The following is a 15,856-nucleotide window of genomic DNA, read 5'->3' as shown; positions in this document are numbered from 1 at the left end:
GCCTGGTCGGCACGGTCCGCTCCGCCCGGAGCGGCCGTTGACGGATGAAGGCGGGCGGGTATGCCATGAGCGGCCCTCTGGTGCGCGCACAACGACTGACCAAGCGCTTCGGCGCGTTGACCGCGGTCGAGGACCTGGACCTGGAACTCGCGCCGGGTGAGGTCCTGGGCTTCCTCGGCCCCAACGGCGCGGGCAAGACCACCACGATCCGGATGTTGCTGGGACTGGCCCGGCCCACCGCCGGACAAGCCAGCGTGCTCGGCCACGACGCCTGGACTCAGGCGCACCGGGCACACCACGGAGTGGGCTTCCTGCCGGCGGAGTTCGCGTTGCACCCCAGGCTCACTGGCCTGGCCAACCTCGAGCACCTGCGCGCGCTCCGCCGGGTCGCACCCGGCCCGCACCAGGCCCGAGCGCGCGAGCTGGCCGAGCGGCTGGACGTCGAGCTGGACCGCCCGCTGCGCGCGCTGTCCTCGGGCAACAAGCGCAAGGTCGGCATCATCGCCGCGCTGGCCCACTCCCCCCGACTGGCGGTCCTGGACGAGCCGATCAGCGGCCTGGACCCGTTGGTGCAGAAGGAGTTCCACGCCATCATCGACGAGATCCGCGCGGCCGGAACCGGGATTCTGCTCTCCTCGCACACCCTGCCTGAGGTCGAACGGGTCGCCGACCGGGTGGCCATCATGCGCGCGGGTCGTCTGGTCGCCTGCGCACGCACCGACGTGCTGCTCGGGCGGGCGATCCACCGCTTCGAGGTCACCTTCGCCGACCACTCCGGCGCGACCGCCTTCACCGACCGGATACTCGCCCTGTCGTCGGTGTCCCTTGTGGACAGTGACGGTGCCGAGGTGCGCTTCGCCGTCGAGGGACCAGTCACCGAGGTGGTCAGCGCCCTGAGTGGGTACCGCGTGCTGTCCTTGCGCACACCGGAGACTGAACTCGAAGACGTGTTCCTGCGCTACTACGGTCCGGCGGAGGTGACCCGGTGAACGCCACGACGACCTCCCGCGTGATTCCGAACCTGTTCCGTCTGGCCGTGAACGAGCGCCGCCACACCGTGCTCGGCCTCACCGTGGGCGCGATCGCGATGTGCACGCTGGCACTGGCGATGTACCCGTCACTGCGCGATCAGCTCGGCGCGCTCACCGCTGTGCTGCCCCCGCAGCTGACCGCCTTCTTCGGCACGGACATGGTCACCCCGGCCGGCTACGTGTCCTCGCAGATCTTCACCAAGATCGCTCCGCTGCTGGTCATGGTCACCGCGATCGGCGCGGGAGCGCTGCCGTGCGCGTTCGAGCGCTCCGGCGTGCTGGCGATGGCCCTGGCCGAGCCGGTCCGCCGGCCCCAGGTCCTGGCAGCCCACGCGCTGGCGGTGCTCACGGAAGTCGCCCTGCTGGCTGGGGCGGTCGGCGTGGTGCTGGTGGCGCTGCGCGAACCCACTGGCCTGGACATACCCATCACCCGTCTGCTGGCGGGCACAGTCGCCCTGGCCCTACTCGGCGTGCTGCACGGCCTGCTCACCCTCGCCGTGGGCGCTGCCAGCGGATCGTACGGCCTCGCCCTGGGCGTGGGCACCGGGGTCGCGCTCGGCGGCTTTCTGCTCAGCGGATTGGCACCGCTGGTGGACACGAAGCTGCTTGGCCTAATCAGCCCGTTCCACTGGGCGTTCGGCGCCCAGCCACTGGAGGTAGGTTGGACCGGGTCGGTCCTGCTGGGCATGCTCGCCCTCACCGGAGGGTGCGTCCTGCTGCTCGCCGCAGCGGTGACCACCTTCCAGCGCCGCGACATCGGTTGAATCCACCCGTGGCAAGGCAGCCTTCCGCGTGGGAAGGCTGCCTCAACCCGGGATGCCCTCAGGCGGAGCCGGGACGTGACTCCGACGTCGACCAGTTCTTCGCCGCCTGGCAGCGACCTGGCCACCCGAGTCCCCACGGCCGGGAGAAGATCGCCCAGCTCATGCGCACGAGTTGCTCCAGCATCAACTTGACCTGCCCGCCCCTGCCAGCCGCCGACTTGATGGACTGAGACGCCCGAACACTGAGTCGCCGCGTCTGACCGAGTTCCCGCCTCGGTCAGACCAGCAGCAACACCATCACCAGCACCGAACCCGCCGTGGCCAGCGCGAACCGCGTGATGACCGCCAGAGGCAACCAGGCCGGGTACGCCCGCCGCGCCGCCTCGACCATCGAGCCGACGTCCAGGTCGCGCACCGCCGGATCGCCGGATTTCCGGAAGGCCGCGCCGACGAAGCGGGTCGTCCAGATCTCGCCCGGCATGACGATCAGGCCGAGTACCAGGATGATCGGCTGGGCGATCCAGGTCAGTATCCGGCCCAGGTCCGCACCGGCGAGGTTGAGCGCACCCAGCACCGCGAAAGCCAGGCCGATCGACGCCGCGAGCACCAGGCTCGCCGCGCTCGCGCCGAAGTCGACCCCGCGCCCGGTCAGCACCGCGGCCGGGAAGCCCTGCCGCACCACCTCGCCCTCAGCCGCCCGCTGCGCCGCCGCCCCGTGCCGCGCGCCCGCGAACGGGATCAGCCAGAACGTCACCGCCAGCAGCGCCTGCACGACCGCCACCACCGCCAAAGCCGCCACAACAACCCCCAAGCCCGAACTTGCACATTGTTCAAGTCAGACCATAGCGGCACGCTTGAACAATGTGCAAGTGCCGCTACCGCACGCGCTCACCCACGCCGGATCTTCCTCTTGGGTCCGTGGTCGGCGTGGAGCGGCCGCGGTGCTGGGTAGGGTCACACGGTGGAGTTCTTGGAACTGACCAGTGACCACACCGTTCAGCGTCCCTCGATCGACCTGGACGACCTCACCCCCGAGCCCGCCGGGTTCCGCGGGGAGGTTACCTTTCGGTTCGCCCACCTCCACGGCGGTGACCAGAGCAACGTCACCGGCGAAGGCTCGCTGACTCGTACCGTGGTCGAGGAGGTCAGCCTCAACGGCGCGCATCTGGCCCCGCTGGAGATGACCGATGTCCGCTGCCGCGGTCTCGATCTGTCCAACGGGACCCTGGGCGAGGTGACCGCGCAACGGGTGGAGTGGCGGCAGTGCCAGGCCATCGGCCTGAGCCTCCATGTGAGCCAGGCTGCCAACCTGCTCATCGACGACTGCCGCCTGGACCTCTCGACAATCACGGTCGATCGGGTGAAGGGCATCGTCGTCTTCCGCGGGTGCTCGCTGCGCGAGGCCACGATCACCGGCGACCTGTCCAATGTCGTCTTCCTGGGCTGTGACCTGACCGCGGCCGAGTTCGCCGCCTCCAGGGCTGAGGGGGCCGACCTGCGCACCTCCCGCCTGGACCGCGCCCACGGGCTGGCCACGCTCCGGGGAGCGATCATCAGCAGCGAGCAGGCGGCCTCGGTCGCCGAGCAGTTGGCGACCGAGGCCGGGTTGACGGTGCGCGGCTCTTAGCGCTTGCGCTTGTCCCAGTTGTCCCAGGCGGGTGCGTTGTTGAACGGGCTCCCGCCCTTCTTTCCCCAGTCGTCCCAGGTGGGGCGATTGTCGAACTTGCTGTCCGGGGATTGTGCCAGCGGTTCGGAGAGGGCCAGCAGACCGCCCGCGTTCGCTAACAGCTGATCAGCCAGGGACGCGATGTCGTTGTGCTGCAAGGAGTACTCCTTCCACGAGGGCCATCTTGGTGTTGCGGCAGTAGTCGGTCTCCCCGCCGTCGAGTCGGCCGTGCTCGAAGAACCGGTTCGCCGGGTGGGCGCCGCCGCAGAACTGGAAGTAGCGGCAGGCGGCGCGGCACCCTTGCACCCCGGTGACGAACTCCTGCACCCACCTCGCCCCCGGTCCAGCCTCGATCAGCTGGTCCAGCTCGGTGTGCAGGAGGCTGCCGCAGGCGAAGTTGCCGAGCCGGTCATCCCGGAAGCCGGCCAGCTCGGGCGAGATCAGGGTGACCTCGCCATTCCAGGCGACGGTGGGCAGGACATCGATGCCAGAAGGTTCCGACGGCATGCCGCCGGTGAGCAGGTTCCGGGCGAACCCCAGCGCTCGTTGTGCCTCCCGCAGCTGGACCCGGGGATCGGCCCGCCAGGCGGCGATCAGGGCGGCCCAGAACTCAGCCACCTGCATCGCCTGGGGAGCCGTGCGGCGGGAGTTGACGCCCTCGCGTTCTTCGATGTTCACGCCGAGCCAGGCCACGCCCAGGTCGGCGATGAACTCATAGAGGGCTTGCGCGCGCTCCGGGGTGGGGTCGGGCACCACGGCGATCACGGACACGCTGAACCCGCGTTCGACGAGTAGCCGAATGCCGCGGACGGCATGGTCGAAGCTCTCCCGGCCGTTGAGGAACGTCCGGTTCCGGTTGTCCGTGGCCGGGCCGTCGATGCTGACGCCAACCCGCATCTGGCGGGACTCGAAGAAGTCGCACCAGGCGGAGTCGATCAGCGTGGCGTTGGTCTGCACGGTGTGGGTGACGTTGAGACCGGCGAAGGTGTCGGCCAACGTTCGGAGATGGGCCCGGCCGGCGGCCAGTGGTTCCCCGCCGTGCCAGCAGATGTCCACCGGGCCGCGGTCGGCCCAGTCGGCCACCGCACGGGCCACGGCCTGCGCCACGACGGGAAGCATCCGCAGGGACTTGGCTCGGTCGGGTAGATAGCAGTACTGGCAGTCCATGTTGCACAGCGTCGTCGGCTGCATGATCACGCTGGTGGGCTTGAGAAAGGGAACGGCGGTGGTGGTCTCCATCGTGTCCTCTCACGTTCAGTGCGTGGACCGGTCTGCTGTGCGTGCTGCGGGCCGGCGGGGAGCAGTGCTGCTTACTTCCGGTCCCCGCGCAGCTGGGCCAGGCGCTCGTTGACCAGGACCTCCAGCTCCGCCGGGGAGCGGCGCTCGTACAGGTGCTGAAGGTGCGACTTCCTCGGCGTGGGCCGCTTGGGCCGTGGCGGCGACGTGGTGCCCAGCGACAGATCAGCCTCGGTGCCGTGCTGGCGGCACGTCCAGGTGATCGGCGGTTCGGCTTCCGCGGCGAGGGGCACACGGATCGTGTGGCCGGTGTCCCCTTCGCCGCCCGGGGGCACAAGTACGGCACCTCGCGCCGCGCCACGAGGTCCTGGTCACGGTCGGGTTCGTAGCTGACCGCGATGCCCCGGTCACCTCGGAGGCGCATCGGGACTGCCCGCCTGGTGCCGCCTGCCGGAAGAGGTAGCGCCGTACTTGTGAAGCTGCGTGGATCTCCGCAGCCACGTAGGCGGTTGCGACGGAATCGACCAGCCGAATCAGTGTAGGCGGGGGTGTCGTGGAGGAAGGTGTGCCAACCCAGGTCGACCATCGGGGACGGGCGGAGGACAAGCCGAGGTTGCGGGAACAGGTGATGAGGAAGGCGATGGTCTGGCCCAGGATCCGCTCGGACAGGGCCTGGTCGAGGTGGTGGTCGCGCCTGACCAAGGTGACCAGGCGGTCCCACTGTGCGGCGGGGAGGTAGTCGTGGGCGTCACGGACGGCGGTGGGCGTGATCGGCATCGTCAAGGTGTCCCTTCTTCCTGGTGATCCTGCCGGTGGTCAGGCCTCCGGACGGGCTGGTAATCACCGGCGCAACGCTCGGCGCGCGGTCAGCCGGGAGTCCGCCGGCACGGCCCTCGATGGGACCTCGCCCTGGCCGAGGGCTTGGCTGTTCAGGCCCTCGGACCCTGGGCGGTGGTGTCGCAGCCGGGGCTGCCGTACCGCGAGGTCGGCAGACGGTGGCATCCGTCATGAAACAGTTGGCAGGGGCCGTAATAGCTGTGTCGCAGTTCAAGGGACAGTCAGCCGCCAGGTGCTTGGCACGCCAGTTCCCCTCTTCTAGGTGCGGCCGCGGGGGCGGTGGGTTAGCCGCGTTGGTCGTAGGCGATCAGGTCGCGCGCCAGCTCCTCGGTCAGGCTTCGCGCGCGGGCCCGGTCTGCCGGGATGGTCGCGGTGGTTCCGCTTGCCGCAGCTGGTTTCCGGTACTCGTGGATCCGGTAGTGCACCAGCCACACCCAGCTCCCGGAGTGCGGGATCTGGATCCTCATGTCCACCACGGCGCGGCCATCGGCCAGCGGGATCGTCTGCACGGCCACCTTCCGCCCGGCGATTTCGATCTCCTCGACTGCCGCACCGGGGTCATCAGAACTGGGGCAGGTCCAGCACGAGCCTCCCTTCGCGCGTTCCTCGGGACTGATGTTCCACGGGCCGCGGTGGAGCCTGACCCCCAGCCGAGGGTTGGCTGGATGGGTATCCGCCCAGATCTCGCACTGGCTGGTCTTGGTCGCCCGCAAGTAGCGCGGTTCGGCGATCCTGCCGTCGGTCATCATCTGCGCCAGGCGCTCCGGGACAAGCGCATCGCAGGAATACACCGCCCCCCACTGCGCACCGTAGGCATTGTCCTTGGTGGCGTAGGGCAGGATCGCCGAGAACGGACGTGGCTCCGGCTGCGCCCACGGGCGGCACAGCGTCGGAGAGGCGCGGGGATGCTCGCAGGCCTGATCGTCAGGCTTGCCAATCAAACTCGGTGCCGTGACCTGGCGGGCCTCGGAGGGCTTAAGGTGCTCGGTCGGTTCCGACGGCGGCGGGCCGTCCAGACCAGTGCAACCACCAGCGAGCAGCAAGACGGCGACGACGGCGGCAACCCGTCGAGAGGGCCTGGCTCGTAGGTGAGAGGGTTGGGACGTCATGGCAATTGTCCTTGACTAGTAGTGGATTCGGTGTTCACAGCGGCACTTGTGGCGTTGTGCTTACAGGTCCAGTGGTAGGCGGCGAGTCAGCCAGAAGGAGCCGCGATCCGTTGCGGTGTAGGCAGATGTCCGGCGTGCCCGCGACGAGGTGAAGGGCGGTTGCCCACTACGAGTCCACGAAGGTGGCTCTGTTGAGCCGAATAACCTTCGGCGTCGGCTCACGGGGAGGGCGGTGGCCGGATCGGCGCTAGCCGATCAGGCCGTGGAGGTTGTCGCTGTCCAGGTGAGGGCGGCGATCGCGGGCAGGTCGTCCAGGGCCAGGATCTGGGGTGTGGTCGCCCACGGGGCGAGCATGGCCTGGAGCGCATCGGGGCTGATCGGCCGCACGGGCGTTCCCTCCTCGGCGTGGTAGTCCAGGTAGGCCAGCAAGGGGTGGTTGGTGCTGATGTCGCTGAGCACCGTGACGGCAAGCGCGCTGCCGGGCGTGGCCGCCGCGCGGTAGTCGGCCAGGGCTTGGCGGAGGCGGTGGTGATCGGTGACGCTGTGCAGGCTGTCGATTGCCAGGATTCCCAGTGGTTGGTTCAGGTCCAGAAGCGGCCCGGCAGAGGTCCGGGCGTGGAGTACCTCGTCGGTGTCGGTGAGGTCGGCGTGCACCACGTGCATGCCTGGTCGGGCCAAGTGCAGGGCCTGTGCTGCGGTGGAAGGATGGTTTTCCACCATCACGACCGTGGCTGTCGGCGCCCGGTCGCTGATGGTGCAGGCCGGGGAGGGCACCGCCGGCATTCCCGCACCAAGGTCGAGGAACTGCTTGATGCCGCAGGCGAGCATCTCCTCAACGGCAGCGGTGGCGAACCGCAGCTGCGCTCGGGCGAGCTCATCGGCGCATGGTAGAGCTTCCAGCAGCGATGTGGCCTCAGCCCGGTCCAGCGGGCAGTGCAGGGCGCCGCCGACGAGGAAGGTGTGAACGCGCGCTGGAGAGGGATAGATGTCCTGGGTGCCTTGCCAGGCGGGCGCATTCGCTCTGTCACCGGTCATTTTCTGGCTCCTTCAACGGGTTCTGGTGGCGGTGGGGCTCTGGTTGGGAGGTTTAGGCAACTGCGCTTGGGGCGGTAGGTACGCAAACGAGTTGGCGAGTTGGCAAGGGATGCGCTGGGGTTGTTGGCAGCACTGCTCGGCGAGCAGTACGCCAGGGCCTGACTGTCCACAACAGACAGTCGGTCGTTCCGAGGACAGGCGCGCGTACTCCGTGTCCGATGGGTCGGGCCGCGATCATCACGGGAACCCGCTACCAGACTCGGGTTCCGTGCAGCCTCGCTCGCACCTCGGGCATCGCCAACAAGGCCCCGACGGAAGTCCCCAACCGCCTCGCCGAGCCACCTCCCTGCCGCTGGGCTGCGGCATGCCGTCAGCGGCGAACGGGCTCCTGCGCGCCACGTCGACCAGGGCGGCCAGATCCGTGATGACCTCGCTCAGGGCACCGGCGTGCCGGGTGATCCGGTCGACCGCGGGCCGGTACCCCCGGCCCGACGAGGGTGTAGGTCTCGGTCCTCTCAGCCTTCTCGGGCAGCGTGCAGTTTGGCCAGCTGCTCGTCGAGCAGGCCCTCTAGCTCACTGATCGACCGGCGTTCGCGGAGCATGATCCATGCCGTGCGCGGTGCTTTACCGCGCGATGCGGATTTCGCAGGGCCGTCTATCCTCGTGTCCGAGGATCCCGTCTTTGGTGTGACGCAACGGCTTTCGACTCCGTGCTTGCGACATTCCCACAACGGCGGGACATCGGCGGTCTTGGCGAACCGCACCGTGAAGTGGTGTTCCCGGGGACAGAGGTAGGAGATCTGCTGGGCGTCACACCCGGCCTCGGGCTCCTTCTCGAAACTGGTGTGGCCGCTCAGCCGCCGGCCTCGCAACGGCAACACCTGAAGTCCGCCTGCGCTCATGCCCGTGCCTTCGGCGGGCTCGGCAGGTGGCCGTCGCGACGACTGCCGTTCATCGAGCTGGGTGTGGTGGGCTCGGCCTGGCCTGAGCCGCTGCGCGGGAGGATCCTGGCCGCTGGGCGCGGGAACAGCTCGGTGGACGAGATGGGGGAACGGGCACACGCGCTGTTGATCAATGGGTTCATGATCTTCTCCATTCATCTGGGTCACGGTGGTGTGGTCAGGTTCGAGCGGCTGGCGCGCTTGCGGTCGGTGAGGTGCGAGTGCCGATAACTTGGTGACTGGCCACAACGGTCGCCCGCAGTACATGCAGGGCCAGTACTTCTCGCCGGTGGCCGGATCGTGGCAGGGCAGGTCGGCCGGATGGCACCAGTCGCCGATGACCGGACACTTCCCGGCTGTCCCGCGTAGGCTGTCCAAGGGCGTCATGGGAGTTCGGCCGACGGTGAGGCAACGGTGTCAGGAGTGGCGGGCCTGTCGTTCCTAGGTGCCCGCCGAGTGACGGCGTTTGCTTCCCTGAGCAGCCTGCGCACCGTCTCGGGGGACCTGCCGAGCTTCGTGGCGATTCGGCGGATGTCGTGTCCGGCGGCGAGTAGCTGTTTGCAGGTTTCCGCGGCCCTTGCACGGTAATCGCCTTTCAGTGGTGGGTGGGTATATGCGCTCAGCACTCGCACGCAGTGGCCGATGGTCGACGGTGACCGGCCGAGGATGAAGGCGACCTCGGCGGTCGTGAAATGCCGTTCGCGACGCAGGTGCCATGCCGTGAGCGCGCAGCGCACCTGGTCCTCGCGGGAGAGCCGGACGGTGGGTGCTTTGGCGCTGAACACCGCGACGTCGATTGGCCGCCGAGTGCTTACGGCCAAGGTCGTCTCGTGCTGGGAGACCTGTCCCCAGCCTTCCAGCTCTTCCGCGCTGACGGCGCCGAGGTCGAACGGGTCAGGAAACTGCTCAAGGGCCTGAGCTATCTCCTCATCGCTCCACTGATTCAGGTCCTCCTTCAAGTACTGCCGGATGGAGCCTCGGGATAGACCGGTGACTCGGATGAGGTCGCCGACGTTCGTCGTATGACGCCTTCGCTGGAGCCAGGCGATGGCCGCGATCCGCTTTGGTCCGACGAACCAAGTCCAGCTCCGTCGCGGCGGTGCGGTGCGCTTCACCCTCAGCACCCGGTACACCGCCCGGGTACTCAGACCGAGCTTCTCTCCGATCTGACGGCCGGTGAGCCCTCGTTCGTCCCACAGGCGCTCAATCTCCGTGGTGTGCGACTCGGCTGCACGCAGATACTCGCTCCTCACCACGCCTCCAGCGGCTTGAGCACTTCCGCCAACTGCTCCCCGTCCTGCACGGGCGGCAGGGCCAGCGCGGCGTCGCGGAAGGTGACGGCCTGGCTCCGGTTGTTGCGCATCCCCCACAGCAGCGCCTGCGCGGTATGCACCTTGGCCAGCAATGCCGCGTAGCCGGGCTGTTCGAGCAGCGCCGCGGCGTGCTCCAGAACGGCGATGCCGCGGTCCAGGTGCCGCTGACTGGCGAAGAGCACCGCGGCCGAGAGCAACACCGGAGCCTTGTCGGCCGGGTCGTGGAGAAGTTGCTCAGCGGCGGTGAAAGCTGCCACCGCCTCCTCGTCCCGGCCAGCTGCGGCCAGAATGGTGCCCAGCGTCCACGTGTGCTGGCCCTGCGGGCGTTGTTTACCGACCTGGCGCGCGTGGTCGATCGCCAGGCATTGCAGGGCTTCGGCGACTAGCTGATCCGCGTGATGAGCGCCGGCAGCCCGAAGCGCCGCGTCCAGCAGCTTGCCCAACTTCCACAGCTTGTTGCCGGGAACCGACAGTTTGCGGGCGGCGTCGAGGTGTTTCTCCGCTTCGCGCGTGAGGGTGGCGCGGTCCTTGGCGGGGACGGTACGCAGGGCGCAGAGGGTGAGAACGCTCAGCAGGGCCAAGAGGTCGGCTTGGAGCAATCTGTACCGTGACGCCTTGCTCGGGGACAGCTTGCCGAGGGCTTCCCTGACGCAGTCAATCGCCATGTTCAGCACGGTCATGGCTTCGGGCACACCGCCGTGCTGCAAGCACAGCCGTCCAAACGCGCCCGCGCTCATCCAGGCCACGAACGGATCGCCGAGATCGGTGGCGGCCACCACGACCTGGCTGACCATAACGCGCTCGGCTTCCAGCCAGTCCGCGGCAGGGAGACCGTCGAAGCGGCAGTTCGGCTCCATCGCCACAGTCGGCCATTGCCCCTTTGGCAGCAGCTCCCGCAAGTTCTCGCGGTACTCCGCCGCGCATTGCCCGGCGACGGCAGCCTCGAAGGCGGCCTGGGTGATGCCGCGCCGGATCACCGTCTCGCACTCCGCAACCCCGAAAGTGCTGTAGGCGAGCTGGTGCACCACCTGGGAAAAGGCCTCCGGGATGCGATAGCGCCCCCCAACGCTGTTAGTGATCAACTTTCGGTAGGCCAGTTCCTCCAGCAGGCGCCCTGCCTCGGCCACAGTGGACAGACCGAGAGCCGCCGCAGTGATCGACTTCGTCAGCGTGGTCAGCGGCAGAACCGAAAGCCTCTGGTATGCGGCGAAAATCTCGTTCGGCAACCAGGAACAGGCCACCGTGACCGCAGCCTCGATCACGGCTTCGCCCTCGGCCAAGGCGGCCTCCAGCGCAGCGGCTGTCGCGGCCAGGGTGGTCGATGGCTGCAAGGCGAGCCCGCTCGCAAGGATCTGCAGGGCGCTGGGGTTCCCCGCGCATCCGGCAGCGATGCGTCGGGCGTCGGATGCCTCGGCGTCCACGCGGTGCCCGCCCAAGACGTTGACCAACAACCCGACGGCCGAGTCGGAGTCCAGGGCGTCCAAGGCGATATCGATTTGCCCGGCTCGCAACGGCGGGATGGTCTCGCGGCTGGTGATGATGACCATGCTGTGGGGCGAGTCGGGCACCAAGTAGCCAAGATCGGCAGTGTCGACGACGTCGTCCAGCACGATCAGCAGCCTTCTGCCAGCGGTGAGCTGGCAGAACAGCGCATGTTTGGCGGCTAGGGTCCCAGCGGCGTCGATCTCGCTGACCGACACCCCCAGGGCACGCAGGAACTGATCAAGGGTGATGCTGGTTGTCACCTCTGGGGAGAGCGCGCCATGGTTCAGCGTGGCGTAGAGGCAGCTGTCAGCGAAGCGGGCGGTGGCTCGACCGTGCAGAGAGGCCCACCGATGGGAAAGGCCGGACTTGCCGATGCCGGCCGGGCCGGAGATCGCTACCACCATCGGCCCGGTCACGGTGACCACCTCAGCGGCCTTGTTCAGGCGGGCCAACTCGTCCGCGCGTCCGACCAGGGCTGAAAACGACCCGGATGGTGCCACTCGGGCTACTGCCGCGGGTGTCGGACACGACGGAGTGGGGTTGCTGGCGGCATCGAGCTGCCGCAGTCCCGCCAGGAGGGCCGCCGACGGCAGCCGGGCAGGCAACTCCAACGCCTCTCGCACCAGGCGCGCCGAAGGTGTCCCCGGCGCGACCAGTTCGAGCGCTCCAGCGCGCTCGAACTCCGCCTCGGCGCGCTGGCCGAGTTCGTAGTGGGCGGTCGACTTCACCGCCTTGGCCACCGCCAGGTACCGGGGATAGCCCAGGCCCTCCAACTGCCGGACAGCGCTTACCGCGTCCGGCAGTGCGAGATCGGCGCGCCCCTGCTGCAACGCCAGGCGGCACAAGGCGGTCCACACCCGCCCCACCCCGACCTCGTCCCCCGCGCCGGCCAGCAGATCCAGGGCGTCGAAGAGATGCTTCTGAGCGATCCGGTGATCACCCCGCCCGGAAACGATCTCGGCCAGCAGCATGGTGTGCAGCCCCTGCAGCCGTGTGTCTCGCAGTTCCTTGTCCAGGGAGATCGCATCGACCACGAACTGCTCGGCAGCCTCCAGATCATCGTCACACTTGGCGGTCAGGCTCGACACGCCAAATGCCAGTGCTTTCACGGCGCGCGCCTTTTCGATGGCCCCGACTTGTTCGATCGCGTAGCACGCCTTGGTGTTCTCCGTCTTGATCAGCTGAAGCGCGACGTCATCCGGTCCGGAATCGAGCAGTAGCGTTGACAGGCACAGACGCAACCGGCTTTCAGTCAGCCAGTTTCTTTCGTGATGGGCGATCTCCGTTGCCGTCCGGATGGTGTAGATCTCGACCGGACCGCTGTCGAAGTGGGACAGCAACTGCTCTCCCAGCGCCTCAGCCAGATTGAGCGCCAACTGGTGCCTTCCCCACTCCGCCGCGACCGAGACGGCCGTCGTCAGCACCGGACGCAACTGCTGCAGGGACTCCAGTGCGGTGGTCGAGGTGGCTGCGCGCTCGGCCACCGCCGATGCTGAGGGCGGCCGGGGTGCGGGACGCAAAGCGTTGTTGGCGGAGCGGGCCGCTTCCAGGACATCGGCCAGATTCCGAGTAGTCCAGCTAGGGCTGCGACTGATGTCGAGGTTGCTGATGGTGCGGCTCATAATGGTGCCCTCAGGATGGTGTGGTTTCGTTCAACAAGTTGCGCGCCGTGATGAGGCTTAGGCCCTCCTTGTCCGCGGCTCGGGCGCGGCGATTGTCATGCGCACCGACCGTGGTGTTCCTTCGGTAACCGGCTTTCAGTAGCAACTGGCACAGGAAGATGGTTTGGCGCCGGAACGGGATTCGCCACCCAATTGCCGTCTGGTCGGTGCGCGGTGGAGGAATCAGTTCGCAAGTAGAGCAATTCGTCAAGGCGAAGAGTGGGGTACCTTTCGATCTGCTCCCTGACCCGCGAACTCAGCGCCAGGATCGTGGGGCCAGCCTCCCAGCAAAGCACATAGCGGCCTTGTCGCCTGTCGAACTGCGCCACCACAGGGGTGCCTGTGGCCGCGCTCAGGACGGTCGCCAGCCCGCGGGAATGCCGTGCTCGCGTACTCATGCCCACCCCTCAACGAATCCGCACAGGACCGCCGCACCGGACATGACACCGATTGATGTCGTCGCCAGAACGAGAGCACCGGCTCTGGACGAGGTTCGGCGCGCCCGAGTGGGACGACGGCGAAGGAGCTCGAACACCGCCAGCAACACCACCGCGCCGAGCGCCCCGAGAAGAAGGTCGCCCACCAGCTCACCGACTGCAGCAACAGCCAGCACCGTGGGGCCAACTGCAGCCACAATCGTCGACACCAGTAGCAAGTCGACCCAGCTGTCCATGCAGGTCAATATGTAAGACAACAATGACTGCTTCGGATACAGAGGCCGGACACGGTCGTGTTTGCCGAGCTGATGCCGGTTCACCCTCGACCTCCTTGAGCGACCGATTCCAAGAGGGTCGTGTCATCCAACTCAGAGGTGGCTGCCCACTCGACCGCTACACCAATCGGCACCAAGAAGCGGAATCGCTCTCCACCGAGGTCTCGGGGTTGGTTGGCATTCCAGGAGTTCGGCAGGCACACCACAATGGACGCTCCGACCCTGGGCAGCGTCATCACGATCAGCCAGGGCTCCCGCACCAGCGCGAGCGAGGGCTCGACCGCACCGGGTAGTTGAACTCCCCAGCGCCATCCCTGGGCTTGGAGCACCGGCACGTAGAAGTCGACGAGGTCGGGGTCGGTGTTCCCGGGCCTTGCAGCCCGGAGGCACGCCGGGCAGGCTCGTCCGCAGAAGCTCGTCAGCAATCGGACCTCGTGAGGCAACCACGACACGAGAGGTTCCTTCTTGCACAGCAAGGCAAACGGCGATGGCTGCGCCTCGTAACCAGGCGTGCCGTCACGACGAACCAGGTGTACGTCGTTCCTAATGCCGGGATCTGGGCTGTGCAAGACCTGGACGAAGAACCAGGCGTCGAGGGTGCGCGTAGTCGTGTCACCGCGTTCCAAGTAGCCACCACGAGCTACGGAAAGAGGATTCGGTGCGAACAGGTCACCGTTGAGCTGGCACTGCTCGTTGGCGGACAAAGGATTCGCGTTGGTCATCACGTGCGCACCTCCCGGCCAGGTATGTCCACAATGGACAAACGATCTATTGGCAGCACCTGCTCAGCCGGGGCGCCGACCGCCGCCAAGAGCGAGGTCGAACGTCTTGGACTCTGGAGCGGGTCGCAGGTCGAGCGATCCGGCGGAGTGGTGCCTGCTCTCAAGAAAAGCCCAGGTTGGAGCTGCAATGAACCCGACAAGACCGTGATCTTGTGGGACAATAGTTCCCGGTTGAACGGGGAGAAAATGCGGGCGCGGTGTCCGCCGCTACCGTCCGGGTCCTCGGCAGACCGGAAGGAGGCCGCGATGGGCGAGCCGGTTCGCAGCGTGCGCCAGGCGCAACGTCAACTGTCCGCCGAACAGCGGGCGCTGCACAAGACCTGGGTGGAGATCGCTGAGCTGTTCCGCGAGCGCTACGGCGTCAACATGCGGGTGGCAATGCGGCTGGTGCACGGCTGGAGCCAACGGCAAGCCGCTGACGAGTGGAACGACCGCTGGCCGGACGATCCCAAGTCGGACAAGAACTTCTCGTACTGGGAGCAGTGGCCCGCGCCCACGGGACATGCACCATCGCTCGACGTGCTCGGCAGACTGGCCAAGCTGTACCAGTGCCGCCTCGCGGACCTGCTGATTGACTGCGCCGACTTCCGCCAGGCGGACCCGATCTACCGCAGTGGCCAGGAACTGATGGTCGCCAGTGATGAGGTCGCCCAACCCGCTGGGATGACCGCCTTGGTGGAGAGGGTGGAGACCAGCAGCGTCCAGCAACTCGCGGAGATGGTGACGAACTGGGTGCACGCCGACGATGGACGTGTGATCAGCCGCCGGAACCTGTTGCTGAAGGTGAGTGCCGGGCTGACGCTCGCTGCATCCGGCTCGGCCCTGGCCGACACCGCATCAGCAGACGCGCAACCGTCCGCGTCCGCGCCGACGACCGCCCAACCGCTGACCGGCATCTGGCACAGCCGTTACATCTACCCGAGCACCGGCCGTGGGTCGGATTTCGTGGGCGAGCACTACGTGGTCCTGCGGCAGCACGGTGCGCGGCTGGTGGCGCAGGGCTTGCCGCATTCCGCCGGATCGGAGCTCCGGCTCGAACTCAACCTAGATGCCGCCGTGGCGACCGGCACCTGGCGCGAGCGAACCTCGTTGACGGGGTACTACCGCGGGGCGGTCTACCACGGCACGCTCCAGATGGTGGTGGACCAGCCCCGGCGCCGGATGCGGGGCATGTGGCTGGGGTTCGGCCGGGACTTCACCATCAACAGCGGCCAGTGGGAACTGGACTGGTGCCAGGACGACATTTCCAAGGCAGCACAACGAATCTATGAGAACAAGGCGTAG

15 protein-coding genes are annotated in these 15,856 nt (G+C 67.7%); 4 read left to right on the top strand and 11 right to left on the bottom strand.

The window, feature by feature from the left end:
* The first annotated feature begins 65 nt into the window (after positions 1-65).
* Positions 66-989: an ABC transporter ATP-binding protein gene (locus N8J89_RS03980; RefSeq protein WP_283663001.1), complete on the top strand. Its 924-nt coding sequence runs from the start codon at positions 66-68 to the stop codon at positions 987-989.
* A gap of 47 nt (positions 990-1,036) precedes the next feature.
* Positions 1,037-1,795: a hypothetical protein gene (locus N8J89_RS03975; RefSeq protein WP_283663000.1), complete on the top strand. Its 759-nt coding sequence runs from the start codon at positions 1,037-1,039 to the stop codon at positions 1,793-1,795.
* A 277-nt stretch (positions 1,796-2,072) separates the two neighbouring features.
* Here the strand turns inward: N8J89_RS03975 and N8J89_RS03970 are convergent, their stop codons facing one another.
* Positions 2,073-2,567 carry a hypothetical protein gene (locus N8J89_RS03970; protein ID WP_283662999.1) on the bottom strand — a complete coding sequence of 165 codons (495 nt, stop codon included), beginning with the start codon at positions 2,565-2,567 and terminating at the stop codon, positions 2,073-2,075.
* A 189-nt stretch (positions 2,568-2,756) separates the two neighbouring features.
* Between N8J89_RS03970 and N8J89_RS03965 the strand changes: the two genes are divergently transcribed.
* Positions 2,757-3,422 carry a pentapeptide repeat-containing protein gene (locus N8J89_RS03965; protein WP_283662998.1) on the top strand — a complete coding sequence of 222 codons (666 nt, stop codon included), beginning with the start codon at positions 2,757-2,759 and terminating at the stop codon, positions 3,420-3,422.
* On the opposite strand, the gene amcA is transcribed toward N8J89_RS03965, so the two are convergent.
* The 10 genes from amcA to N8J89_RS03915 form a co-directional block, all read right to left on the bottom strand.
* Positions 3,419-3,619, bottom strand: coding sequence for a multiple cyclophane-containing RiPP AmcA (amcA, locus tag N8J89_RS03960; RefSeq protein ID WP_283662997.1), 201 nt, complete (start codon positions 3,617-3,619; stop codon positions 3,419-3,421). The two genes, N8J89_RS03965 and amcA, sit on opposite strands and share 4 nt — an antisense overlap.
* Positions 3,588-4,700, bottom strand: coding sequence for a cyclophane-forming radical SAM peptide maturase AmcB (amcB, locus tag N8J89_RS03955; RefSeq protein WP_283662996.1), 1,113 nt, complete (start codon positions 4,698-4,700; stop codon positions 3,588-3,590). Before amcB ends, amcA begins: the two co-directional genes overlap by 32 nt.
* Before the next feature lie 71 nt (positions 4,701-4,771).
* On the bottom strand, positions 4,772-5,032 hold the full coding sequence (locus tag N8J89_RS41715) for an RNA polymerase-binding protein RbpA (protein ID WP_502868418.1): 261 nt from the start codon (positions 5,030-5,032) through the stop codon (positions 4,772-4,774).
* Positions 5,033-5,818: 786 nt separating this feature from the next.
* Positions 5,819-6,577, bottom strand: coding sequence for a hypothetical protein (locus N8J89_RS03945; protein WP_283662995.1), 759 nt, complete (start codon positions 6,575-6,577; stop codon positions 5,819-5,821).
* A 321-nt stretch (positions 6,578-6,898) separates the two neighbouring features.
* Entirely contained in the window at positions 6,899-7,678 is a 780-nt protein-coding gene (locus N8J89_RS03940; protein WP_283662994.1) for an SAM-dependent methyltransferase, read from the bottom strand.
* A gap of 515 nt (positions 7,679-8,193) precedes the next feature.
* A complete protein-coding gene (locus tag N8J89_RS03935) occupies positions 8,194-8,580 on the bottom strand; it encodes an RNA polymerase-binding protein RbpA (RefSeq protein ID WP_283662993.1) in 387 nt (128 codons plus the stop codon).
* Positions 8,581-9,002: 422 nt separating this feature from the next.
* Positions 9,003-9,872 (bottom strand): helix-turn-helix domain-containing protein, encoded by an 870-nt coding sequence (locus N8J89_RS03930; RefSeq protein ID WP_283662992.1) that lies wholly within the window; start codon positions 9,870-9,872, stop codon positions 9,003-9,005.
* Positions 9,869-13,039, bottom strand: coding sequence for an AAA family ATPase (locus N8J89_RS03925; protein WP_283662991.1), 3,171 nt, complete (start codon positions 13,037-13,039; stop codon positions 9,869-9,871). Before N8J89_RS03925 ends, N8J89_RS03930 begins: the two co-directional genes overlap by 4 nt.
* Positions 13,040-13,472: 433 nt before the next feature.
* Positions 13,473-13,835 (bottom strand): hypothetical protein, encoded by a 363-nt coding sequence (locus N8J89_RS03920; protein ID WP_283662990.1) that lies wholly within the window; start codon positions 13,833-13,835, stop codon positions 13,473-13,475.
* On the bottom strand, positions 13,832-14,515 hold the full coding sequence (locus N8J89_RS03915) for a hypothetical protein (protein WP_283662989.1): 684 nt from the start codon (positions 14,513-14,515) through the stop codon (positions 13,832-13,834). The genes N8J89_RS03920 and N8J89_RS03915 overlap by 4 nt, the downstream gene beginning before the upstream one ends.
* A gap of 303 nt (positions 14,516-14,818) precedes the next feature.
* Between N8J89_RS03915 and N8J89_RS03910 the strand changes: the two genes are divergently transcribed.
* On the top strand, positions 14,819-15,856 hold the full coding sequence (locus N8J89_RS03910) for a hypothetical protein (protein WP_283662988.1): 1,038 nt from the start codon (positions 14,819-14,821) through the stop codon (positions 15,854-15,856).

Origin of the sequence: Crossiella sp. CA-258035 (assembly GCF_030064675.1) — a bacterium.
Lineage (GTDB): Bacteria > Actinomycetota > Actinomycetes > Mycobacteriales > Pseudonocardiaceae > Crossiella.
Note: the sequence above shows the minus strand (reverse complement) of the source record. Positions and strands in the feature narration are given on the sequence as shown.

What these genes read in the sequence shown, in the direction of transcription:
- N8J89_RS03980 (WP_283663001.1), top strand. Translation starts at nt 66, where the DNA reads ATGAGCGGCCCTCTGGTGCGCGCACAACGACTGACCAAGCGCTTCGGC.
- amcB (WP_283662996.1), bottom strand. Translation starts at nt 4,700, where the DNA reads ATGGAGACCACCACCGCCGTTCCCTTTCTCAAGCCCACCAGCGTGATC.
- N8J89_RS03940 (WP_283662994.1), bottom strand. Translation starts at nt 7,678, where the DNA reads ATGACCGGTGACAGAGCGAATGCGCCCGCCTGGCAAGGCACCCAGGAC.
- N8J89_RS03935 (WP_283662993.1), bottom strand. Translation starts at nt 8,580, where the DNA reads ATGAGCGCAGGCGGACTTCAGGTGTTGCCGTTGCGAGGCCGGCGGCTG.
- N8J89_RS03925 (WP_283662991.1), bottom strand. Translation starts at nt 13,039, where the DNA reads ATGAGCCGCACCATCAGCAACCTCGACATCAGTCGCAGCCCTAGCTGG.
- N8J89_RS03910 (WP_283662988.1), top strand. Translation starts at nt 14,819, where the DNA reads ATGGGCGAGCCGGTTCGCAGCGTGCGCCAGGCGCAACGTCAACTGTCC.